General features: G+C 60.8%; 18 protein-coding genes. 8 read left to right on the plus strand and 10 right to left on the minus strand.

The genetic code is table 11. From position 1 onward, the window contains the following. Window positions 1-363 precede the first annotated feature (363 nt). Together ACOCLD_RS02030 and ACOCLD_RS02035 are read left to right on the plus strand one after the other, a co-directional pair. Window positions 364-2,556, plus strand: coding sequence for an OsmC domain/YcaO domain-containing protein (locus ACOCLD_RS02030; RefSeq protein WP_422910658.1), 2,193 nt, complete (start codon window positions 364-366; stop codon window positions 2,554-2,556). A gap of 37 nt (window positions 2,557-2,593) precedes the next feature. Next, the gene (locus ACOCLD_RS02035; RefSeq protein ID WP_422910659.1) at window positions 2,594-2,845 is read left to right on the plus strand and encodes a TIGR03643 family protein; all 252 of its coding nucleotides are present in this window, start codon (window positions 2,594-2,596) and stop codon (window positions 2,843-2,845) included. 12 nt (window positions 2,846-2,857) lie between these two features. Here the strand turns inward: ACOCLD_RS02035 and ACOCLD_RS02040 are convergent, their stop codons facing one another. The 9 genes from ACOCLD_RS02040 to ACOCLD_RS02080 all read right to left on the minus strand — a co-directional run bounded on the left by ACOCLD_RS02040 (window position 2,858) and on the right by ACOCLD_RS02080 (window position 12,968). Further along, complete coding sequence (locus ACOCLD_RS02040; RefSeq protein ID WP_422910660.1) at window positions 2,858-3,796, minus strand: sensor domain-containing diguanylate cyclase; 939 nt, start codon at window positions 3,794-3,796, stop codon at window positions 2,858-2,860. A gap of 143 nt (window positions 3,797-3,939) precedes the next feature. Beyond that, window positions 3,940-4,797 (minus strand): ABC transporter permease subunit, encoded by an 858-nt coding sequence (locus ACOCLD_RS02045; protein ID WP_257779742.1) that lies wholly within the window; start codon window positions 4,795-4,797, stop codon window positions 3,940-3,942. Then, on the minus strand, window positions 4,794-5,675 hold the full coding sequence (locus tag ACOCLD_RS02050; RefSeq protein ID WP_257779752.1) for an ABC transporter permease subunit: 882 nt from the start codon (window positions 5,673-5,675) through the stop codon (window positions 4,794-4,796). The genes ACOCLD_RS02045 and ACOCLD_RS02050 overlap by 4 nt, the downstream gene beginning before the upstream one ends. Before the next feature lie 26 nt (window positions 5,676-5,701). Then, on the minus strand, window positions 5,702-6,856 hold the full coding sequence (potA, locus tag ACOCLD_RS02055) for a polyamine ABC transporter ATP-binding protein (RefSeq protein ID WP_257779741.1): 1,155 nt from the start codon (window positions 6,854-6,856) through the stop codon (window positions 5,702-5,704). 54 nt (window positions 6,857-6,910) lie between these two features. Continuing rightward, complete coding sequence (locus tag ACOCLD_RS02060; protein WP_422910661.1) at window positions 6,911-8,002, minus strand: polyamine ABC transporter substrate-binding protein; 1,092 nt, start codon at window positions 8,000-8,002, stop codon at window positions 6,911-6,913. A 67-nt stretch (window positions 8,003-8,069) separates the two neighbouring features. After that, on the minus strand, window positions 8,070-9,167 hold the full coding sequence (locus ACOCLD_RS02065) for an extracellular solute-binding protein (protein ID WP_422910662.1): 1,098 nt from the start codon (window positions 9,165-9,167) through the stop codon (window positions 8,070-8,072). A gap of 156 nt (window positions 9,168-9,323) precedes the next feature. Continuing rightward, a complete protein-coding gene (locus ACOCLD_RS02070) occupies window positions 9,324-10,697 on the minus strand; it encodes an aspartate aminotransferase family protein (RefSeq protein ID WP_422910663.1) in 1,374 nt (457 codons plus the stop codon). 116 nt (window positions 10,698-10,813) lie between these two features. Then, the gene (locus tag ACOCLD_RS02075) at window positions 10,814-12,172 is read right to left on the minus strand and encodes a glutamine synthetase family protein (RefSeq protein ID WP_233685600.1); all 1,359 of its coding nucleotides are present in this window, start codon (window positions 12,170-12,172) and stop codon (window positions 10,814-10,816) included. A gap of 43 nt (window positions 12,173-12,215) precedes the next feature. After that, a complete protein-coding gene (locus ACOCLD_RS02080) occupies window positions 12,216-12,968 on the minus strand; it encodes a gamma-glutamyl-gamma-aminobutyrate hydrolase family protein (protein WP_257779737.1) in 753 nt (250 codons plus the stop codon). A 276-nt stretch (window positions 12,969-13,244) separates the two neighbouring features. Between ACOCLD_RS02080 and ACOCLD_RS02085 the strand changes: the two genes are divergently transcribed. Both ACOCLD_RS02085 and ACOCLD_RS02090 read left to right on the plus strand, forming a co-directional pair. Beyond that, window positions 13,245-14,621 (plus strand): glutamine synthetase family protein, encoded by a 1,377-nt coding sequence (locus tag ACOCLD_RS02085; RefSeq protein WP_257779736.1) that lies wholly within the window; start codon window positions 13,245-13,247, stop codon window positions 14,619-14,621. A 143-nt stretch (window positions 14,622-14,764) separates the two neighbouring features. Then, a complete protein-coding gene (locus tag ACOCLD_RS02090; RefSeq protein WP_422910664.1) occupies window positions 14,765-15,823 on the plus strand; it encodes an extracellular solute-binding protein in 1,059 nt (352 codons plus the stop codon). Window positions 15,824-16,016: 193 nt separating this feature from the next. Here the strand turns inward: ACOCLD_RS02090 and ACOCLD_RS02095 are convergent, their stop codons facing one another. Beyond that, a complete protein-coding gene (locus tag ACOCLD_RS02095) occupies window positions 16,017-17,393 on the minus strand; it encodes an inorganic triphosphatase (protein ID WP_422910665.1) in 1,377 nt (458 codons plus the stop codon). 111 nt (window positions 17,394-17,504) lie between these two features. Between ACOCLD_RS02095 and ACOCLD_RS02100 the strand changes: the two genes are divergently transcribed. The 4 genes from ACOCLD_RS02100 to argA all read left to right on the plus strand — a co-directional run bounded on the left by ACOCLD_RS02100 (window position 17,505) and on the right by argA (window position 22,130). Beyond that, window positions 17,505-18,182, plus strand: a complete 678-nt coding sequence (locus ACOCLD_RS02100; protein WP_257779733.1) for a TIGR00153 family protein — start codon at window positions 17,505-17,507, stop codon at window positions 18,180-18,182. Between the two features lie 39 nt (window positions 18,183-18,221). After that, entirely contained in the window at window positions 18,222-19,487 is a 1,266-nt protein-coding gene (locus ACOCLD_RS02105) for an inorganic phosphate transporter (protein ID WP_257779732.1), read from the plus strand. 66 nt (window positions 19,488-19,553) lie between these two features. Next, window positions 19,554-20,732 carry an acetylornithine deacetylase gene (gene argE, locus ACOCLD_RS02110; RefSeq protein WP_422910666.1) on the plus strand — a complete coding sequence of 393 codons (1,179 nt, stop codon included), beginning with the start codon at window positions 19,554-19,556 and terminating at the stop codon, window positions 20,730-20,732. A 99-nt stretch (window positions 20,733-20,831) separates the two neighbouring features. Then, on the plus strand, window positions 20,832-22,130 hold the full coding sequence (gene argA, locus ACOCLD_RS02115) for an amino-acid N-acetyltransferase (protein WP_422910667.1): 1,299 nt from the start codon (window positions 20,832-20,834) through the stop codon (window positions 22,128-22,130). Window positions 22,131-22,154 lie beyond the last annotated feature (24 nt).

Raw genomic sequence — 22,154 nt, forward strand, 5'->3', positions numbered from 1 at the left:
CTTTTTTAATTGCCTTGCACGCATCATTGCATCGCACTGGCGCTGGGGCGCTTCGCAGTTGCCGAGCAGAAAGAGCACATCAAACAGCGCAACAGCATGAATCAGCTATTTAAAGCGACAGCATTACTGGCTATCGAGGTGCAACAACTTGTAGCGCGCGGCTCAGGCCCACACCTAACAACTTGTGCAAACCGTTCGCTTCGCCCACTGGGGTGGCCTAACACCCGCCCTTCAAGCTGAGTCCTGCAGTCAGCACCAGCAGCACTGCGCGCTCGTCAGGCCTACCCCGCACCGCGCACCACTTCCCGCTGAAAACCCGGATAATGGCCGCCATTCGTTTAGCCCGTATTCTGGTAATCCCGCATGGAAATCAAGGTCAAGTTTCTCGACAACCTCCGACTTGAAGCCAAGTTCGATGACTTCACGGTGGTGGCTGACCAGCCCATTCGCTACAAGGGCGATGGCTCGGCGCCGGGGCCGTTTGATTACTTCCTGGCCTCGTCGGCGCTGTGTGCGGCGTACTTTGTGAAGCTGTATTGCGACACGCGCAATATCCCCACCGACAACATCCGCCTGTCGCAGAACAACATCGTTGACCCGGAGAACCGCTACGCGCAGATCTTCAAGATCCAGGTCGAATTGCCGGCGGATATCTCCGAGAAGGATCGCCTGGGCATTCTGCGCTCCATCGATCGTTGCACGGTGAAGAAGGTGGTTCAGCAGGGTCCTGAGTTCATCATCGAAGAAGTCGACAACCTGGATGCCGACGCCCAGGCCTTGCTGATGCCTGTGGCGGGAACCAGCACCTACATTCCCGGCAAGGACCTGCCGCTGGAAGAAACCATCGCCAATATGTCGGGCATCATGGCCAAGCTCGGCATGAAGATTGAGATCGCTTCGTGGCGCAATATCGTGCCCAACGTCTGGTCGTTGCATATCCGCGATGCGCAGTCGCCGATGTGTTTTACCAATGGCAAGGGCGCAACCAAGGAGAGCGCGCTGGCCTCGGCGCTGGGCGAGTTTATCGAGCGGCTGAACTGCAACTTCTTCTACAACGATCAGTTCTGGGGCGAGGAGATCGCCAATGCGGCGTTTGTGCATTACCCGGACGAGCGCTGGTTCAAGCCGGGGCCCAAGGATGCGTTGCCGGCAGAGATTCTCGACGATTACTGCCTGGCGATTTACAACCCGGACGACGAGCTGCGCGGCTCGCACCTGTATGACACCAACTCCGGCAACACGCTGCGCGGCATCTGTTCGCTGCCGTTTGTGCGCCAATCGGATGGCGAGGTGGTGTACTTCCCGTCCAACCTGATCGAAAACCTCTACCTCAGTAATGGCATGAGCGCCGGCAACACCCTGGCCGAGGCGCAGGTGCAGTGCCTGTCAGAAATCTTCGAGCGTGCGGTCAAACGCGAAATCCTCGAAGGTGAGCTGTGCCTGCCGGACGTACCAGCCGATGTGCTGGCCAAGTACCCGAGCATCGTTGCCGGCATTCAGGGCCTGGAAGCCCAGGGCTTCCCGGTATTGGTCAAAGACGCCTCGCTGGGCGGCGAATTCCCGGTGATGTGTGTGACCCTGATGAACCCGCGCACCGGCGGCGTGTTCGCCTCGTTCGGCGCGCACCCAAGCTTTGAAGTGGCGCTGGAGCGCAGCCTGACCGAGCTGCTGCAAGGCCGCAGCTTCGAGGGTTTGAATGACCTGCCGCCGCCGACCTTTGAAAGCCAGGCGCTGATGGAGCCGAATAACTTCGTCGAGCACTTCATCGATTCCAGCGGCGTGGTGTCGTGGCGCTTCTTCAGTGCCAAGGCCGACTACGAGTTCGTCGAGTGGGACTTCTCCGGCCAGGGCGCAGATTCGAACGAGCAGGAAGCCGCAACGTTGTTCGGCATCCTCGAAGAGCTGGGTAAAGAGTCCTATATGGCGGTGTACGAGCACCTGGGCGCCACAGCTTGTCGCATCCTGGTACCGGGCTATTCAGAGATTTATCCGGTTGAGGACCTGATATGGGATAACACCAACAAGGCGCTGCTGTTTCGCGCGGACATCCTCAACCTGCACAGCCTGAATGATCGCGGCCTGAAATCTCTGCTGCGCAACCTGGAAAACAGCGATGTCGACGATTACACCGATATCACCACGCTGATCGGCGTCGAATTCGACGACAACACGGTGTGGGGCCAGCTGACCATTCTGGAGCTGAAGCTGCTGCTCCACCTCGCCCTGAAGAAGTACGACGACGCCAAAGAACTTGTGGAAATGTTCCTGCAGTACAACGACAACACCGTGGAGCGCGGCCTGTTCTATCAGGCGTTGAACGCGGCGCTGGAAGTGCAGTTGGACGATGAATTGGAGATGAGCGACTTCGAACCGAACTTCCGTCGCATGTTTGGCAATGAGCGCATGGACGAGGTGCTCGGCTCACTGGATGGCAGCGTGCGCTTCCACGGCCTGACGCCGACCAATATGCAGCTGGAAGGGCTGGACCGTCATCTGCGCCTGATTGAGAGCTACAAGAAGCTGCATGCAGCACGGGCCCGGACAGCGGAACGCTAGGCCGGGTATCCCCCGTACAAACAGATTGAGGTACAGGATGCTGCAGTCAACAGATGAGCTGTCGCGGATAATCGAGATGGCCTGGGAGGATCGCACGCCCTTCGAGGCCATTGCGCTGCAGTTCGGTCTGTCTGAAGCGCAGGTGATCACCTTGATGCGCCGTTCCCTAAAGTCCGGCAGTTTCAAGCTCTGGCGAGCGCGAGTCAGCGGCCGAGCGACCAAACACCTGAAACTGCGCGATCCGAGCGTGAGTCGCGGCTATTGCCCAACGCAATACAAACAACGCTAAAGCGCAGACTCATCAGCTAGCAGGAGCCAACACCGCGCAGTTGCGGCCCTGGTGTTTGGCCTTGTAGAGCAGGCGGTCGACCGTTTCGATAAAGGCCTGGGGCTGGTCAAGCGGGCCGGGTGTCAGGGTGCCAACGCCCAGGCTCAAGGTCAGCAACGGCCCGACCTGGGAATGGGCGTGCTGGATATTTTGCTCGCTGATCAGCTGACGGCAGCGCTCAGCGACCTGGGCGGCGGCCTGGGCATCGGTTTCCGGCAGCAGTAACACAAATTCCTCACCGCCATAGCGGGCCATCAGGTCACGCGGGCGCACGGCTGCGCCACTCAGGGCCTGGCCGACGCTTTTCAGGCAATCGTCGCCCTGGATATGGCCGTAGTGGTCGTTGTATTCCTTGAAGTAGTCGATATCCAACAGGATCAGTGACAGTGGCTGGCCCGTGCGCTGGGCGTTGCTCCACTCCACCTGCAGGCGGTTGTCGAACATGCGCCGGTTGGCCACGCCGGTAAGGCCGTCGAGGTAGGACAACTCTTCCAGCTGTTGCTGCAATTGCAGCAGCTGCTGCTCGGTCTGCTTGCGCTCGCTGATGTCGAACATAAAGCCGATCAGCGACTCGACTTCACCCGCTTCATTGCGCAGCACGTGCACCACATCGCGAATCCACACGTAGCGGCCGTCGCGGGTCAGGGCGCGGTAGTCGGCTTCGTGGTCGGTACCGGCCTGGGACTGCGAGACACAGAAGCCCACCACCGTGTCGCGGTCCTCGGGGTGCATACGCTCGGCCCAATCGTTGGCGCTGATCCAGCTGGCTTGCGGCCAGCCGAGCAGGGTTTCGATCTGCGGGCCGATATAGGCGAAGGTCATGCTGGCCCAGTCGATCTTCCAGGGAATGGCCTTGGTCGACTCCAACAGGGTCTTGTACACCGCGCTATCGGTAATCATCGAATCAGGCATGGTAGGCAATCCGGGCGAGGTATAGCGCAGGTTGTAACCAAGATCGGCAGCCGGCGCAACCGCAGGGCGGATGACTGGCCAGTACTGCCGCAGACAGCACAAGGGCCACGAATGTGGCCCTTGTGCGTTGCCGGGAAAACCACTCAGGCCTGTGCCTGAGCGACTCCCGTGGTTTCATCCATGGCTTGCTGCAGGGCCTTCTTGCGCTTCTCTTCGGCACGGTGGGCGAAGAACCACACCAGGAAGGTGGCGAAAGACACCGCCAGCAGGATCAGGCTGGCCACCGCGTTGATTTCCGGCTTCACGCCCAGACGCACGGCAGAGAAGACTTCCATCGGCAAGGTGGTCGAGCCCGGACCGGAGACGAAGCTGGCGAGTACCAGGTCGTCCAGCGACAGGGCGAAGGACATCATGCCCCCAGCCGCCAGCGAAGGCGCGATCATCGGGATGGTGATCAGGAAGAACACCTTCCACGGCTTGGCACCCAGGTCCATGGCCGCTTCTTCGATGGACATATCCAGCTCACGCAGACGCGACGACACCACCACCGCCACATAGGCAGAACAGAAGGTGGTGTGGGCGATCCAGATGGTCAGGATGCCACGCTCGGCAGGCCAGCCAATCAGTTGCGCCATGGCCACGAACAGCAGCAGCAGCGACAGACCGGTGATCACCTCGGGCATTACCAGCGGCGCGGTGACCAGGCCACCGAACAGCGTGCGGCCCTTGAAGCGGGTCACGCGGGTCAGCACGAAGGCGGCCATGGTGCCCAGCGCCACGGCGGCAATCGCGGTGTAGCAGGCGATTTCCAGCGAGCGCATCACCGAGTTCATCAGCTGAGTGTTGTCGAGCAGGCCGACGTACCACTTCACCGACCAGCCGCCCCACACCGTCACCAGCCGCGAGGCGTTGAACGAGTAGATGACCAGAATCAGCATCGGCAGGTAGATAAACGCCAGACCGGCCCAGAGCATAAAGGTGGAAAAACTGAAACGCTTCATGCCCGGCCCTCCATCTCTTTAGCCTGGTTACGGTTAAACAGGATGATGGGCACAATCAGGATCGCCAGCATGACCACCGCCAGGGCAGACGCCACCGGCCAGTCGCGGTTGTTGAAGAACTCCTGCCACAGCACCTTGCCGATCATCAGGGTCTCCGGACCGCCGAGCAGTTCAGGAATCACGAACTCACCGACCACCGGGATAAACACCAGCATGCAACCGGCGATGATGCCGTTCTTGGCCAGCGGCACGGTGATCTTCCAGAAGCTGTTCAAGGTGCTCGAACCCAAGTCTGCGGCGGCTTCCAGCAGGCTCTGATCATGTTTGACCAGGTTGGCGAACAGCGGCAACACCATGAACGGCAGGTACGAGTAAACGATACCGATATACACCGCCAGGTTGGTGTTGAGGATCTGCAGCGGTTCGCTGATCACCCCCAGCCACATCAGGAAGCCATTGAGCAGGCCGTTGTTGCTGAGGATGCCCATCCAGGCATACACGCGGATCAGGATCGCCGTCCAGGTCGGCATCATGATCAGCAGCAACAGCACCATCTGTTTGTCTTTGTCGGCGCGGGCAATGGCGTAGGCCATGGGGAAGCCGATCAGCAGGCAGAGCAGGGTACTGACCGCCGCCATCTTCAGCGAGCCCAGGTAGGCCGCCAGGTACAGCGCATCCTCACTGAGGAAGATGTAGTTACCCAGGTTGATGATCAGCGTGAGCTTGTTTTCCGCCCAGCTGTACACGTCGGTGTACGGCGGGATGGCCACATCGGCTTCGGCAAAGCTGATCTTCAGAACGATGAAGAACGGCAGCATGAAGAACAGGAACAACCACAGGAACGGCACCCCGATTACCAGGTGCCGGCCCTTGGGCAGACGGCGGCTGATACTCCGGACGATGTTCATGATTGCAGTACCACGCCGCTGTCGTCTTCCCAGTACACCACCACCGGGTCATCCCAGGTGGGGCGCTTGCCACGCCGCTCGGCGTTGGCGATAAAGCACTGGACGATCTGCCCGGAAGTGAGCTTGACGTGGTACACCGAGTGACCGCCGAGGTAGGCGATGTCGTGCACGTGGCCATTGCTCCAGTTGTATTCCGGATGCTCATGGTCACTCGGCAGCGCGGTGGCCATCAGCAGCTTTTCCGGACGCAGGGCGTAGCTGACTTTCTTCTCTTCGGCACGGGTACTGACGCCGTGACCGATGTAGATCGGCTTGTCCAGCTGCGGGCAGCTGATGATCGCGTGGTCCGCTTCGTCGCTGGTGATCTTGCCGTCGAACAGGTTGACGTTGCCGATGAATTCGCAGACCAGACGGCTGGTCGGCGTCTCGTAGATGTCCACCGGGCTGCCGATCTGGGCGATCCAGCCCAGGTGCATGATGGCGATGCGCTGGGCCATGGTCATGGCCTCTTCCTGGTCGTGGGTCACCATGACGCAGGTTACGCCGACCCGCTCGATGATCTCGACAAGCTCAAGCTGCATCTGCGAACGCAGCTTCTTGTCCAGAGCACCCATCGGCTCGTCGAGCAGCAGCAGCTTGGGACGCTTGGCCAGCGAACGGGCCAGGGCCACACGCTGACGCTGGCCACCGGACAGCTGATGCGGTTTGCGCTTGGCGTACTGGGTCATGTGCACCAGCTTGAGCATCTCTTCGACGCGGGCGTCGATTTCCGCCTTGGGCATCTTGTCCTGCTTGAGACCGAAAGCGATGTTCTCGGCCACGCTCATGTGCGGGAACAGGGCGTAGGACTGGAACATCATGTTGATCGGCCGCTCGTAGGGCGGCAGGTCGGTGATGTCCTGACCGTCGAGGAAAATGCGGCCCTCGGTCGGCCGTTCGAAACCGGCGAGCATACGCAGCAGGGTCGACTTACCCGAGCCGGAACCACCGAGCAGGGCAAAGATCTCGCCTTTGTTGATGGTCAGAGAGACATCTTCGACGGCCACAGTTTCGTCGAACTTCTTGGTGACGCGCTCGATCTTGACCAGCACCTCTTTCGGTTGCTGATCGCCTTCGAGAACCTTTTTGTAGGCACTGGAAGCAACTGCCATTACCAAAACTCCCGCAAAAGTAGCGCCCGACCCCGCTGGCCGGGCGCTTTGAATTTATTTACCCGACTTGACCTTGGTCCAGCTGCGGGTCATCAAACGTTGCACCTTGACCGGCAGCTCCGCCGAGATGAACAACTTGTCCAGCACCGCTTGTGGCGGATACACCGACTCGTCGTTGCGTACTTCCTGATCCATCAGCTCGCCCGCCTTGATATTCGGGTTGGCGTAGCCGACGTAATCGCTGACCCCGGCGATGGCCGCCGGATCGAGCAGATAGTTGATAAAGGCATGGGCCTCTTTCGGGTTGCTGGCATCCGCCGGAATGGCGAGCATGTCGAACCACAGGTTGGCGCCTTCCTGGGGGATGCTGTAGGCGATCTCGATGCCTTTGCCGGCCTCTTCGGCACGGTCGGCAGCCTGCAGGATGTCGCCGGAGAAACCGACGGCCACGCAGATGTCACCGTTGGCCAGGTCACCGATGTACTTGGAGCTGTGGAAGTAGGTTACATAAGGACGCACCGCCAGCAGCTTGGCTTCAGCCTTGGCGTAATCCGCCGCACTCTGGGTGTTGGGATCGAGGCCCAGGTAGTTGAGCACGGCCGGAATCATTTCATCGGCCGAGTCGAGGAAGCTCACGCCGCAGCTGGCGAGCTTCTGAATGTTTTCCGGCTCAAACACGGTGGCCCAGGAGTCGATTTGCTCAACACCGAGCACTTCCTTGATCTTGGCGACGTTGTAGCCAATGCCGTTGGTGCCCCACAGGTACGGCACCGAATACTGGTTACCCGGGTCGTTGACTTCCAGCTGCTTGAGCAGCAGTGGGTCAAGATTCTCCCAGTTCGGCAGCTGACTGCGGTCGAGCTTCTGAAACGCACCCGCCTTGATCTGCTTGCCGAGGAAATGGTTGGACGGCACCACGATGTCGTAGCCGGAACGGCCCGCCAGCAGTTTGCCTTCCAGGGTTTCGTTGGAATCGAACACGTCGTACATGGCCTTGATGCCAGTAGCCTTCTGGAAATCGGCCAGGGTGGTTTCGCCGATATAGTCAGACCAGTTGTAGACCTTGACCACAGGCTCGGCGGCTTGCACGGCGCTGATGCTGACGGCGGCGGCCAACAGGCCCGCCAGAAGAGGGATACGACGCATAGGAGCTTCCTTATTGTTGTTGAGAGATGGGGCAGGCGAACCCGCCCCATCCAGTACGGCTAAGGCATTAGCGACCCGATTTGATCTTGGTCCAGCTGCGGGTCATCGTGCGTTGCGCGTTGGCCGGCAGGTCCGGGAAGGTGTAGATCTTGGCCATGGTCGCGGCGTCCGGGTAGATGCCCGGGTCATTGCGCAGGGCTTCGTCAACCAGCGGGGTCGCCGCAGCGTTACCGTTGGGGAACTGCACGAAGTTGGTGATGTTGGCCATGACCTCTGGCTTCATCAGGTAGTTGAGGAACACGTGAGCGGCTTCGACGTTCTTCGCATCAGCCGGGATGGCCATCATGTCGAAGAAGCTGCCAGCACCTTCTTTCGGGATGCTGTAGGAAATGTTCACGCCGTTCTTGGCTTCTTCAGCACGGGACTTGGACTGATACAGGTCGCCCGAGTAGCCGATGGCCACGCAGATGTTGCCGTTGGCCAGGTCGCCGATGTACTTGGAGCTGTGGAAGTAGGCGGTCGAGGAACGGATCGAGAGGAACAGTTCTTCGGCTTTCTTCAGCTCGCCAGCATCGGTGCTGTCCGGTTTGAAGCCCAGGTAGTTGAGCGCAGCAGGAAGGATTTCGGTCGGCGAGTCGAGGAACGACACACCGCAGTCCTTCAGCTTGGCAATGTTTTCTGGCTTGAACACCAGGTCCCAGGAGTTGACTGGCGCGTCTTCGCCCAGTGCAGCCTTGACCTTGTCGACGTTGTAGCCAATGCCGATGGTGCCCCACATGTAGGGGATCGAGTACTGGTTACCTGGGTCGCTCGGGTCCAGCGCCTTGAGCAGGTTCTTGTCGAGGTTTTCCCAGTTTGGCAGCTTGGATTTGTTCAGCTTCTGGAATACACCCGCCTTGATCTGCTTGGCCAGGAACGGGTTGGACGGCACCACGATGTCGTAACCGGAGCTGCCGGCCAGCAGTTTGGCTTCCAGGGTTTCGTTGCTGTCAAAGACGTCGTAGACGACCTTGATGCCGGTTTCCTTCTGGAAGTTGTCGAGGGTGTCTTCTGCGATGTAGTCGGACCAGTTGTAAACGTGCAGGACCTTGTCATCCGCGTGTGCGGCACTCACTACAGCCCCAGCAAGGGACAACGCGAGAAGGGTTTTGCCGAATTTTTTCATGCGTACAGCTCCTGTTGTTGTAGTCGTTTCCGGAAGATGCGCGTCATCTGCAGCACCTTCCGGTGAGCCTGACTTACGCATTGGCGCAGTCTGGCAAGGTCACCACCCGTTGACAACTTTCAGACGTAAGCATCTGAAACCAAAGGTTATTGAACCTTAAACCAGCACCTCTGCAGCAGTCAGGTCGAGGCATTTACGGGCCTTTTCAACCAGTTCATCGATTTCCGCGTGGCTGATTACCAGCGGCGGCGAAATGATCATGGTGTCGCCCACGGCACGCATGATCAGACCATTATTAAAGCAGTGACCGCGGCAGATCATGCCGACGCCGATATCCCCGGCGAAACGCTTGCGGCTGGCCTTGTCCTGAACCAGTTCAATGGCCCCCAACATGCCAACGCCGCGCACCTCACCGACCAGCGGATGATCAGCCAGCTCACGCAAACGCTTCTGCAAGTACGGTGCCGTTTCTGCCTTGACCCGCTCAACAATTTTTTCTTCACGCAGAATGCGCAGGTTTTCCAGGGCCACCGCAGCAGCCACCGGGTGCCCGGAATAGGTGAAACCGTGGTTGAAGTCACCGCCCTGATTGAGCACCTCGACGATATCGTCGCGCACAATCAGCCCGCCCATGGGGATGTAGCCGCTGGTCAGGCCCTTGGCGATGGTCATCATGTGCGGCGTGTTGCCGAAATAGTCGCTGCCGAACCATTCGCCGGTACGGCCAAAGCCGCAGATCACTTCATCGGCGATAAACAGAATGTCGTACTTGGCGAGGATTTCGCGGATGCGCGGCCAGTAGCTGTCCGGCGGAATGATTACCCCGCCGGCGCCCTGGATCGGCTCGGCAATAAAGGCGGCGACGTTCTCCTCGCCGACTTCGAGAATCTTCGCTTCCAGCTGGTCGGCGGCCCAGATACCGAACGCCTCGGGGCTCATGTCGCCGCCCTCGCCGAACCAATACGGCTGCGGAATGTGCACGATGCCCGGAATCGGCAGATCGCCCTGCTCATGCATGTACTTCATGCCGCCCAGGCTGGCACCGGCGACGGTGGAGCCGTGGTAACCGTTGAGGCGACTGATGATTACCTTCTTGTTCGGCTGACCTTTGACCGCCCAGTAATGGCGCACCATACGCAGCATGGTGTCGTTGCCTTCGGAGCCGGAACCGGTGAAGAACACATGGTTCATCCCCGCCGGGGCCAACTCGGAAATCGCCTTGGCCAGCTCCAGCGCCGGCGGCGTGGCCGTTTGGAAGAACATGTTGTAGTAGGGCAGTTCCTGCATCTGCTTTGCCGCGGCGTCGGCCAGTTCCTTGCGACCATACCCGACGGCAACACACCAGAGCCCGGCCATGGCATCAAGAATCTTGTGGCCTTCGCTGTCCCACAGGTACACCCCGTCGGCCTTGGTGATAATGCGCGGCCCGTTTTCCGCCAGCTGCTTGAAGTCGCTGAACGGCGCGAGGTGGTGTTCGCGGCTCATGGCCTGCCACTCGCGGGTTTTCGGGTTGGTCACTTGACTGTTCATAACAACACCTTGGATTACCCGGGCTGCGCACTGCAGCCCGCTAAAATTCTTGGAGCCTGCGAGCAGGCTCATCGCGGCCGCTGGCGCAGGGATCACCCGCGCCAGCAGCCTGGCTGTTACACCGACAACAGCAGGAACTCACGCTCCCAGGAGCTGATCACCCGCTTGTAGTTCTCGTGCTCGGCGCGTTTTACCGCCACGTAGCCACGGATGAACTTCTCGCCGAGGTACTTCTCGGCGTCCTTGCAGGCTTCCATACGCTCCAGTGCGCTTTCGATGGTCACTGGCAGGCGCAGGTTGCGACGCTCGTAGCCACGGCCCTTGACCGGTGCACTCGGTTTGACGTCGCCGACCATGCCCATGTAGCCGCACAGCAGGGTCGCCGCCAGCACCAGGTACGGGTTGGCATCGGCGCCGGCCAGGCGGTTTTCCACGCGGCGGTTCTGCGGCGTGGCTTCCGGTACACGCAGGCCCACAGTGCGGTTCTCTTCGCCCCACTCGACGTTCACCGGTGCCGAGGTATCCGGCAGGAAGCGGCGGAACGAGTTGACGTTGGGCGCGAACAGCGGCAACAGCTCGGGGATGTACTTCTGCAGGCCACCAATGTGCTGCATGAACAGTTCGCTCATGCTGCCGTCGGCATTGGAGAACAGGTTCTTGCCGGTCTTGATGTCCACCACGCTCTGGTGAATGTGCATCGCGCTGCCCGGCTGATCGGTGATCGGCTTGGCCATAAAGGTGGCGGCCACGTCGTGCTTGAGCGCGGCTTCACGCATGGTGCGCTTGAACACCAGAATCTGGTCGGCCAGGTGCAGGGCATCGCCGTGACGGAAGTTGATTTCCATCTGCGCCGGGCCTTCTTCGTGAATCAGCGTGTCGAGGTCCAGGCCTTGCAGCTCACACCAGTCGTACATGTCCTCGAACAGCGGATCGAATTCGTTGGCCGCGTCGATGGAGAACGACTGGCGACCGGTTTCCGGACGTCCGGAACGGCCAATCGGCGCCACCAGGGGGAAGTCCGGGTCACTGTTGCGTTTGGTCAGGTAGAACTCCATTTCCGGCGCGACGATTGGCTTCCAGCCCTTGTCCGCGTAGAGCTTGAGCACATTCTTGAGGATGTTGCGCGGCGACAGCTCGATCGGGTTGCCCTGCTTGTCGAAGGTGTCGTGAATCACCATCGCAGTCGGCTCGATGGCCCAAGGCACGAGGAACACGGCGTTCTCGTCCGGGCGGCAGAACATGTCGATGTCCGCTTCGTCGAGCAGGTCGTAATAGATGTCGTCCTCGACGTAGTCGCCGGTTACGGTCTGCAGCAGCACGCTCTCGGGGAGGCGCATGCCCTTCTCGTCGAGGAACTTGTTGGTCGGCGAGATCTTGCCGCGGGCAATGCCGGTAAGATCGCTGATCAGGCATTCAACTTCGGTGATTTTGCGTTCTTTCAGCCAGCTCGAAAGCTGGTCTAGTTTGGTACTCATAGAGACCTCAGGGTTGGTGAGAGCCGACCTATATATAGTCGGCTCAGCGTTGCCCCGCCTTCTTCCTGCAAGCCTCACCAAAGGCCTGGAAGATGGCGAGATAATTCGGGTTGGATCGTACCTGCCATTCAGGGTGCCATTGCACCCCCAATGCAAAGCTTTTGGCACCTTCGACGGAGAAGGCTTCGATCAACCCGTCAGGCGCCAGTGCTTCTACGCGAAGGCCCGGCGCCAGACGCTGAACGCCCTGGCCATGAATGGAATTGACCTGAATCTCGTCCGGCAAGCCGATGCCGGCGAGCAGCCCGCCTGGCTGCACATGCAGCGCGTGACGCAGGCCATATTGCTGTTCTGCGGGGGTGTCTTCAGGCTCACGGTGATCCATGTAGCCGTCGACTTCGTGCACCTTCTGGTGCAGGGCACCGCCAAAGGCCACGTTCATCTCCTGAAAGCCGCGACAAATGCCGAGCACCGGAATGCCCTGGGCAATTGCTGCTTTAATCAGAGGAAGGGTTGTGCTGTCGCGGGCTGCATCATGCAGGGTGCCGGCATCGCTGGCTGGGCCACTGTAATGATGGGGTTCGACGTTGGACGGAGAGCCGGGAAACACCAGGCCATCAATGTGCTGCAGCAGGTATTGCTGATCGATCTGCTCGCCCAGGGCCGGAATGATCACCGGCATACCGCCAGCGACGGTGACAATGGCCTGCAGGTATTTATCACCTGCGGTGTGATAGATGTTGTGCCCGAGCTGCTTGGTACAGGCACTAACGCCGATGATCGGCTGGCGCGACATGAGACACCCGTTTTATTGCTGTTATGGGTTTCGACCGAGCTTAGCCTTGTTCATTTTTTTTCACAATAGTCATGTAAAAAATTGAACACACCCGACTGAGCACCCCGGCAGACAAGGGTTTCAGCAGGGCCGCAATGCCCTGCAATGCCCTAAAATTGGCCATGAAGCCCCCTTTTGGGGCAAAATGCGCCTCTCTTGACAGCACAGGGTGTTTAAGATTGACTCACACCTGTGCAATTGCATGATTGATATTTTTAACAAAAAAGGTGTTGCATCATGTCGGTACCCCCGCGTGCCGTTCAGCTTAACGAAGCGAACGCGTTCCTTAAGAAACATCCTGAGGTCCTGTTCGTCGACCTTCTGATCGCAGATATGAATGGTGTGGTGCGCGGCAAGCGTATCGAGCGTGCGAGCCTGCATAAGGTTTACGAGCGCGGCATTAATCTCCCGGCTTCTCTATTCGCTCTGGATATCAACGGCTCGACGGTGGAAAGCACCGGCCTGGGTCTGGATATCGGTGACGCCGACCGGGTCTGCTTTCCCATCCCCAACACCCTGAGCAATGAGCCCTGGCAAAAGCGCCCTACCGCGCAACTGCTGATGACCATGCATGAAATGGAAGGCGAGCCGTTCTTCGCTGACCCACGGGAAGTGTTGCGCCAGGTGGTTGCGAAGTTCGACGAACTGGGCCTTACCATCTGCGCCGCCTTTGAAATCGAGTTCTACCTGATCGACCAGGCCAACGTGAACGGCCGTCCACAGCCGCCGCTGTCGCCGCTGTCGGGCAAGCGCCCGCAATCGACCCAGGTGTACCTGATCGATGACCTCGACGAATACGCCGAGTGCCTGCAGGACATTCTTGAAGGCGCCAAAGAGCAGGGCATCCCGGCTGACGCCATCGTCAAGGAAAGCGCCCCGGCGCAGTTCGAAGTCAACCTGCACCACGTCGCCGACCCGATCAAAGCCTGCGACCACGCGCTGCTACTCAAGCGCCTGATCAAGAACATTGCCTACGACCATGAAATGGACACCACCTTCATGGCCAAGCCCTACCCCAACCAGGCGGGTAACGGGCTACACGTGCATATTTCGGTACTCGACAAGCAGGGCAACAATATCTTCGCCTGCGATGACCCGGAGCAGAATGATGCACTGCGCCATGCCATCGGCGGCGTACTGGAAACCATGCCCGCGTCGATGGCCTTCCTCTGCCCGAACGTCAACTCCTACCGCCGCTTCGGCGCGCAGTACTACGTGCCTAACTCGCCGTGCTGGGGCATCGACAACCGTACCGTAGCGCTACGCGTGCCGAATGACACCGCCGATGCCGTGCGCATCGAACACCGCGTGGCCGGTGCCGATGCCAACCCTTACCTGCTGATGTCGGCGGTACTGGCGGGCGTGCACCACGGCCTGACCAACAAGATCGAGCCAAGCGCACCGGTGGAAGGCAACTCCTACGAGCAGAACGAACAGAGCCTGCCCAACAACCTGCGTGACGCCCTGCGCGAGCTGGACGACAACGAAGTGCTGGCACGTTATATCGACCCGAAATACATCGATATCTTCGTTGCCTGTAAGGAGAGCGAGTTGGCCGAGTTCGAAAACTCGATCTCCGACCTCGAATACAACTGGTACCTGCACACGGTTTGACGCAACACCCAAACGCCGGCCTTTGAGCCGGCGTTTTTTATCCCGCTCCCCGCGAAACCGCCCTAGGCATCGCGCCACTCGCGATGGCGGGCAGCGTTCGCCCGCGTTTCTGCTGGGAGCCCCAATCCACATTGGAGGACTCCATGTCTCGCCTGCTTGCTTCACTGCTGCTTGTCCTGACACCGCTGCTGGCCAGTGCCGAGGAGGTGATCCGGGTCTACAACTGGAACGACTACATCGCCCCACAGGTGCTCAAGGACTTCGAGGCACAAACCGGTATTCGCGTGGAGTACCACACCTACAGTACCGCCGAAGAGCTGCAGACGGTACTGGCCAGCGGTGAAGCCATCGACGTGGCCGTGCCGTCACACGACACCCTGCCCACCATGATCAAGAGCGGCAGCATCCAGCCACTGGACTTCGCCCTGCTGCCCAATCGCAAGCACCTGGACAAACAACTGCTCAGCACCCTGGTTGCCCTTGATCCCGCCAACCAGCATGCCGTGCCTTATCTGTGGGGGGCGGTGGGCCTGGCCATCAACACGCCACAGGCCGAAGCTGCCTTTGGCGGCCCACTGCCCAATAGCTGGAGCCTGCTGTTCGATGCCAGCCAAAGTTCACGCCTGGCCAGCTGCGGTATGAGCGTGCTGGATGCCCCCGATGAGACCCTGACCCTGCTGCTCAACTACCAGGGCCGCAGTTTGGCGCGCAGCGCACCAAGTCGCATCGAGCGCTCCAGTCGGGTACTGGATGGCTTGCGCCCGAGCCTGCGTTACGTCGACAGCGAGCGCTATATCGACGACCTCAATCAAGGCAAGTTGTGCGTGGCGATGGCCTGGGTTGGCGATGCCCTGGCTGCCGCCGATGCTGGCCAGCCGGTGCGCTTTATGGTGCCGGACGAGGGTTCGATCCTGTTTATCGACAACCTGGTGATCCCCAGCAGCGCCAAGCGTGTGGACCTGGCCCACCGCTTTATCGACTACCTGATGCAGCCTCAGGTCGCCGCGCTGATCACCGCGGAAACCCTGTACCCCAGCGGCAACGCCGACTCGCGCGAATTTCTCGATGAAGCCCTGCGCAACCAACCAGACCTCTACCCGGATCGCGACACCAAACGCCGCCTGCATCCGCTGGAAACCCTGCCAGAAAAGCACAGCGCAACCCGCGACGTCGTGTGGACGCGCTTTCGCGATGGCAGTTGAGGACTAAGGCGAGTTGCCGAGCGTGGGAGGAGCTTTCGGCTCGGGCATCCTGCTTCGCAATCCACAGGGATGTGGTGAATGCCGCAAGCCGGCCGGGAGCCGGCGCGGCGCTACCTCCTGCATCCATGCAGTCGCAGCCGCGACAAGAGCAAAACAGCTCGCCGCCAAACCGCCTCCCACAAAAGCCGGGCGTTTACTTGACCAGTTGACGCCAGGCCGACAACGAGCCGATCGCGATTAGCTGCGCCTTGCGCGCAGCCAGCGCCTCGGGATCGAGGGGTTGATTTGCCTGAAGGGCAAGCAGCTCTGCCAGCTTGTTCAGCTCACCGAACAGACGGTCGACTTCTGCCACATCCAGCACCTCGCGGGCCAGGTGCAGCCAGACCAGCAAACGCTCGATACGCGGCAACTGCTCGGCCAGATCTTCCGGCTGTTGCTGGTAACGACGCAGTTGCAGGGCCGTGCCTTCGTCGGCAATCAGCGTCGGCAGCCAGTTGCCCAGCGGCGCAGCGCCCTGGCGATTACCTCGGCTGTTGCGCTGCGCAGTCCAGCTGCGGGCCAATAGCCAACGCGACAGGTTCAGCGAGAACAACCCCCAGCGGTTGCCCTGCAACTCTGCAGCAAATAACGCCGGGGCGTTCTTGCGCAGGCTGTCGTCGGCCTGACCGGCCAGCAAACGCGGACGCCAGTCAGCCAACAACTCATCCAGCGCTTCACGCAGGCTGTGAGTGGACGCACGAGGTGCCGCCTGACCAAGGCTACCGAGCAACGCCCGCAGCTCCACCAGTTTCTCCAGCCATTGCGCCAGCAGTTTCCAGTGACCATTGAAGCGATACTGCTCGGCCAGTCGCTGACTGCTACCCAGCAGATGCCAGGCAATCACCCGGAACGCGTCATCCAGGCTCTGCTCCGCGCTCAGCTCTGGTGCGGGCAGGCTCAGGCTATAGCTGCTCGCATCGAACAGGCGATAGCCGCGCTCGGCCTTGCTGATATCGCAAGGCATCAGCGCCAGGTCGGCGGCCAACTCGGCGGCCAGTTCCAGCAGCGCTTCAGGCTCGCCCTGACGCAGCTCCAGCTCCAGCTCGCAGATTTCTTCTTCACCTTCGCCGGCAAGCACCTTGCCCAGGTCCAGCGCGGCTTCGATCACGACCTTGGCCTTGCCACGGCCCCAGGCGATTTCCGCCTTCTCGCGGACAAAATCAGTGGTAAAGATTGGCACCAGCTGCTTCTTGTCCAGCTCGGCCAGCGCTGCCGGCCAGCAGCTGTCGTCGAGCTTTTTCAGGTCCAGCTTGGCCTTGGCCAGGTACCAGTCCCATTCATTACGCTCGGACAGGCCGGCAACGCTCTGCCCGCGGGTTTTCAGGGTCTGGATAAACTGCTCGCCATCGCGGCGCAGACGCAGGGCCACTTTGGCCGCCGCCAGATCACGCGAAGGTGTATCAAAATACTGATTGAAAAGTTCGCGCTGCTCCCAACCACTTTTGTTGCGCTTCTTCAGCAACGGGTGATCACGCAGAGCCGCCAGGGTTTCCCGGCTGACCCGCAACTTAATTTCGGTTTCTTTGTTCATGATGGTGGGATTCAACGCCTACTATGAAATTGTGACAGTCCGATTACCTGCGCTGGCGAGCCCGGAGCCTGATCCGTATACTTGCCGCCTTCTTAACCCAGGGTTCACCCTATGCCAGCCAATCCATTTGCCAGCCTGTTCGGTCGCTCACCCATTGGGCCGATGCAGAAGCACTTCGCTAAAGCCCACGAGTGTGCAGCGAATCTGGTGCCCTTTTTCGAAGCCGTGATGGTGGAAGACTGGGCCAAGGTGGAACAGATACAACAGGAAATGGCCAACCTGGAACACGAGGCCGACAAGCTCAAGAAAAGCGTGCGCCTGCACCTGCCCAAGAGCCTGTTTCTGCCGGTACCGCGCTCGGATCTGTTAGAGCTGCTGAGTGTACAGGACAAAGTCGCCAACCGCGCCAAGGACATCGCCGGCCTGATGCTGGGTCGCGAAATGGCCATTCCACAGGACCTTCAGCCACTGATGCGCAGCTTTGTGCAACGCACCGTGGACGCCAGCGCCCAGGCGCTGAAAGCCATGAACGAGCTCGACGAGCTGCTGGAAACCGGCTTCGGCGGCCGCGAGGCGGCGCTGGTCGAGTCCATGGTCATGGAGCTGGAACAAATCGAACGCGACACCGACAAGATGCAAATCGAAGTGCGGCGTGCGCTGTTCAAGCTGGAAAAGGACCTCCCGCCTGTCGATGTGATGTTCCTCTATCAGATCATCGAATGGATCGGCGACGTAGCCGATCGTGCCGAACGTGTCGGCAACCGACTGGAACAACTGCTGGCGCGCTAAGCGCCAGTGTCCTTTCTGGAATCTACGGATTAATTATTTATGTCTCTGATTGCGGACTACGGCCTCGTATTGCTGCTGCTTGCCTGTCTCTTCGGCTTTTTCATGGCCTGGGGCGTGGGCGCCAATGACGTGGCCAATGCCATGGGCACCTCGGTGGGCTCACGCGCACTGACCATCAAACAGGCGATCCTGATCGCCATGGTCTTCGAGTTTGCCGGTGCCTACCTGGCCGGCGGCGAAGTGACCGAAACCATCAAGAGCGGCATCGTCGATGCGTCGATGATCACCCCGGACCTGATGGTGCTGGGCATGATGTCGGCCCTGCTGGCAGCCGGCACCTGGCTGCTGGTGGCATCGACCAAAGGCTGGCCGGTTTCCACCACCCACTCCATCGTCGGCGCAGTCATCGGCTTTGCGGCCGTTGGCGTGTCCATGGACGCCGTGCACTGGGGCGGCGTTGGCCCCATCGTGGCCAGCTGGGTAGTCTCCCCGGTACTGTCCGGCATCGTCGCCTTCGGCCTGTTTGTCAGCGTACAGAAGCTGATCATCGACACCGATCATCCGTTCCAAAACGCCAAACGCTTCGTGCCGCTGTATATGTTTGCCACCGGCTTCATGGTCAGCGTCATGACCCTGACCAAGGGCCTCAAGCATATCGGCCTGAACCTCTCCAGCATGGAAGGTTTCCTCCTTTCCCTGGGTGTTGGCGGCCTGGTCATGCTGCTCGGCATCATTCTGCTCAGCCGAATCAAGATCGACATCGAGGCGGACAAGGACTTCCACTACGCCAGCGTAGAGAAAGTCTTCGCCGTACTGATGATCTTCACCGCCTGCGCCATGGCCTTTGCCCACGGCTCCAACGACGTGGCCAACGCCGTCGGCCCACTGGCGGCAATTGTCGGGGTGATCCAGTCCGGCGGTGAGATGGCCATTGGCGCCAAATCGGCCGTGCCTGGCTGGGTGTTGCTGCTCGGCGCAGTGGGTATCGTGATTGGCCTGGCCACCTACGGTTACAAGGTGATCGCCACCATCGGCAAGGAAATCACCGAGCTGACCCCAAGCCGTGGCTTTGCCGCCGAACTGGCCACTGCCACCACCGTGGTCGGCGCTTCAGCCATCGGCCTGCCGATTTCCACCACTCACACCCTGGTCGGTGCAGTGCTCGGTGTCGGCCTGGCCCGCGGTATCGGCGCGCTGAACCTGGGCGTGATCGGCAAAATCTTTATGTCCTGGCTGATCACCCTGCCGGTGGGTGCGGCGCTGTCGATCGGCTTCTTCTTTATCCTGCGCGGCGTTTTCCTCTAAACCCCTTCGCGGTTTTATCTCTGCCGGCGATGGCCCTATGATGGGCCTCGCCTGCGGAGATTGCCGATGCCCCTGCCTTCCCTAAAAGACCAGTTCGCTGCCCTGATCGCCGCACCGTCGGTGAGCTGTACCCAGGCGCATTGGGACCAGTCCAACCGCGCAGTCATCGAGCTGCTGTCGAGCTGGCTCGGCGACCTCGGTTTCGCCTGCGAAACGCAGGAAGTTTCCCCCGGCAAATTCAACCTGCTCGCCAGCTACGGCAGCGGCCCCGGCGGCCTGGTGCTGGCCGGGCACAGTGACACCGTGCCGTTCGACGCCGCACTGTGGCAGACCGACCCGCTGAAACTCACCGAAGTCGATGGCCGCTGGGTCGGCCTCGGCAGTTGCGATATGAAGGGCTTCTTCGCCCTGGTGATTGAGGCGGTGCAGCCCTTGCTAGCGCAGCGTTTCCAGCAGCCATTGCTGATCCTCGCCACCTGCGATGAAGAAAGCTCGATGTCCGGCGCCCGCGCCCTGGCCGATGCCGGCCGACCACTGGGCCGGGCTGCAGTGATCGGCGAGCCGACCGGGTTGAAGCCGATCCGCCTGCACAAGGGCGTGATGATGGAGCGCATCGATATTCTCGGGCAGAGCGGCCACTCCTCCGATCCGCGCCTGGGCCACAGCGCCCTGGAAGCCATGCAGGACGTGATGCTGGAGCTGCGCGGCCTGCGCGCGCAGTGGCAGCGCGAGTTCAACAACCCACAGTTCGGCGTGCCGCAGCCGACCCTGAACTTCGGCTGCATCCATGGCGGCGACAACCCCAACCGCATCTGCGGCCAGTGCTCGCTGGAGTTCGACCTGCGCCCGCTGCCCGGCATGCAGCCGGACATGCTGCGCGCGGCGATCCGCCAGAAGCTGCAACCGCTGGCCGAACAGCACCAGGTAACGATCGACTTTGCCCCACTGTTCCCCTGCGTGCCGCCCTTCGAGCAGGCCGCCGACGCCGAACTGGTGCGCCTGGCCGAACGCCTGACCGGGCATACGGCCGCCGCAGTGGCATTTGGCACCGAAGCGCCTTATCTTCAGCAGCTCGGCTGCGAAACCCTGGTGCTCGGCCCAGGTGATATCGACTGCGCCCACCAGCCCGGCGAATACCTGGATATGTCACGTTTGCAGCCTACAGTGCGTCTGCTGCAACAACTGATCGAACATTACTGCCTACAAGCCAAACAACCTGTGTCATCCGGAGGAGAGAACGCGTGAAGCTGCCCCAACTGCGACGATAAAACCGCTCCCGGCTGCCTCGTCTGGCGCGCCCGCGCCACTCCATGCGTTCCGTATTCGACACAGGTTTTTCAAGCAATGCACGACCACGTCACCTGGCTCCGCCACGCTTCGCCCTATATCAATGCCCACCGCGACTGCACCTTTGTGGTGATGCTGCCGGGCGAGGGCGTTGCTCACCCGAATTTCGGCAATATCGTTCACGACCTCGTGCTGCTGCACAGCCTCGGCGTGCGCCTGGTGCTGGTACACGGCTCGCGTCCGCAGATCGAGGCACGTCTGGCCAGCAACGGTCTGACGCCGCGCTTTCACCGTGACCTGCGGATCACCGACAGCCCGACCCTGGAATGCGTGATCGACGCCGTTGGCCAGCTGCGCATCGCCATCGAAGCGCGCCTGTCGATGGACATGGCGCGCTCGCCGATGCAGGGCTCGCGTCTGCGCATCACCAGCGGCAACTTCGTCACCGCGCGGCCGATTGGCGTGGTCGACGGCGTTGACTACCACCACACCGGTGAAGTGCGGCGCATTGACCGCAAGGGCATCAACCGCCAGCTGGATGAGCGCAGCATCGTGCTGCTGTCCCCGCTGGGCTACTCGCCCACCGGGGAGATCTTCAACCTGGCCTGCGAGGACGTCGCGACCCGCGCCGCCATTGACCTCGACGCCGACAAGCTGCTGCTGTTCGGCGCCGAGTGCGGCCTGCTCGACGAAGCCGGCAAGCTGGTGCGCGAGCTGCGCCCACAGCAAGTGCCGGCGCACCTGCAACGCCTCGGCAGCAGCTACCAGGCGGAGCTGCTGGATGCCGCCGCCGAGGCCTGCAAGGCCGGAGTACGCCGCAGCCATATCGTCAGTTATGCGGAAGATGGCGCACTGCTCAGCGAGCTGTTCACCCGCACCGGCAACGGCACCCTGGTGGCCCAGGAGCAGTTCGAATCGCTGCGCGAGGCGACCATCGAGGATGTTGGCGGGCTGATGGAACTGATCACCCCGCTGGAAGACCAGGGCATTCTGGTGCGCCGCTCACGCGAGGTGCTGGAGCGCGAAATCGAACAGTTCAGCATCGTCGAGCGCGAAGGGTTGATCATCGCCTGCGCCGCGCTGTACCAGATTGCCGACTCGGATTTCGGTGAACTGGCCTGCCTCGCGGTCAACCCGGCCTACCGCCATGGCGGCCGTGGCGACGAGCTGCTCGAACGCATCGAGGAACGCGCCCGCGCCCAGGGCCTGAAAACCCTGTTCGTGCTCACCACGCGCACTGCCCACTGGTTCCGCGAACGCGGCTTCGAGCCCAGCAGCGTCGACCGCCTGCCGGCCGCGCGCGCCTCGCTGTACAACTACCAGCGCAACTCGCAGGTGTTTGAAAAGACGCTGTGAATCCAGCGGTTGTAGGAGCGGGCT

The sequence above is a fragment of the Pseudomonas cimarronensis genome (assembly GCF_049331905.1).
Lineage (GTDB): Bacteria > Pseudomonadota > Gammaproteobacteria > Pseudomonadales > Pseudomonadaceae > Aquipseudomonas.

Coding starts and splice junctions, on each gene's coding strand:
- ACOCLD_RS02030 (WP_422910658.1), top strand. CDS start 364: ATGGAAATCAAGGTCAAGTTTCTCGACAACCTCCGACTTGAAGCCAAG.
- ACOCLD_RS02035 (WP_422910659.1), top strand. CDS start 2,594: ATGCTGCAGTCAACAGATGAGCTGTCGCGGATAATCGAGATGGCCTGG.
- ACOCLD_RS02040 (WP_422910660.1), bottom strand. CDS start 3,796: ATGCCTGATTCGATGATTACCGATAGCGCGGTGTACAAGACCCTGTTG.
- ACOCLD_RS02045 (WP_257779742.1), bottom strand. CDS start 4,797: ATGAAGCGTTTCAGTTTTTCCACCTTTATGCTCTGGGCCGGTCTGGCG.
- potA (WP_257779741.1), bottom strand. CDS start 6,856: ATGGCAGTTGCTTCCAGTGCCTACAAAAAGGTTCTCGAAGGCGATCAG.
- ACOCLD_RS02060 (WP_422910661.1), bottom strand. CDS start 8,002: ATGCGTCGTATCCCTCTTCTGGCGGGCCTGTTGGCCGCCGCCGTCAGC.
- ACOCLD_RS02065 (WP_422910662.1), bottom strand. CDS start 9,167: ATGAAAAAATTCGGCAAAACCCTTCTCGCGTTGTCCCTTGCTGGGGCT.
- ACOCLD_RS02070 (WP_422910663.1), bottom strand. CDS start 10,697: ATGAACAGTCAAGTGACCAACCCGAAAACCCGCGAGTGGCAGGCCATG.
- ACOCLD_RS02075 (WP_233685600.1), bottom strand. CDS start 12,172: ATGAGTACCAAACTAGACCAGCTTTCGAGCTGGCTGAAAGAACGCAAA.
- ACOCLD_RS02080 (WP_257779737.1), bottom strand. CDS start 12,968: ATGTCGCGCCAGCCGATCATCGGCGTTAGTGCCTGTACCAAGCAGCTC.
- ACOCLD_RS02085 (WP_257779736.1), top strand. CDS start 13,245: ATGTCGGTACCCCCGCGTGCCGTTCAGCTTAACGAAGCGAACGCGTTC.
- ACOCLD_RS02090 (WP_422910664.1), top strand. CDS start 14,765: ATGTCTCGCCTGCTTGCTTCACTGCTGCTTGTCCTGACACCGCTGCTG.
- ACOCLD_RS02095 (WP_422910665.1), bottom strand. CDS start 17,393: ATGAACAAAGAAACCGAAATTAAGTTGCGGGTCAGCCGGGAAACCCTG.
- ACOCLD_RS02100 (WP_257779733.1), top strand. CDS start 17,505: ATGCCAGCCAATCCATTTGCCAGCCTGTTCGGTCGCTCACCCATTGGG.
- ACOCLD_RS02105 (WP_257779732.1), top strand. CDS start 18,222: ATGTCTCTGATTGCGGACTACGGCCTCGTATTGCTGCTGCTTGCCTGT.
- argE (WP_422910666.1), top strand. CDS start 19,554: ATGCCCCTGCCTTCCCTAAAAGACCAGTTCGCTGCCCTGATCGCCGCA.
- argA (WP_422910667.1), top strand. CDS start 20,832: ATGCACGACCACGTCACCTGGCTCCGCCACGCTTCGCCCTATATCAAT.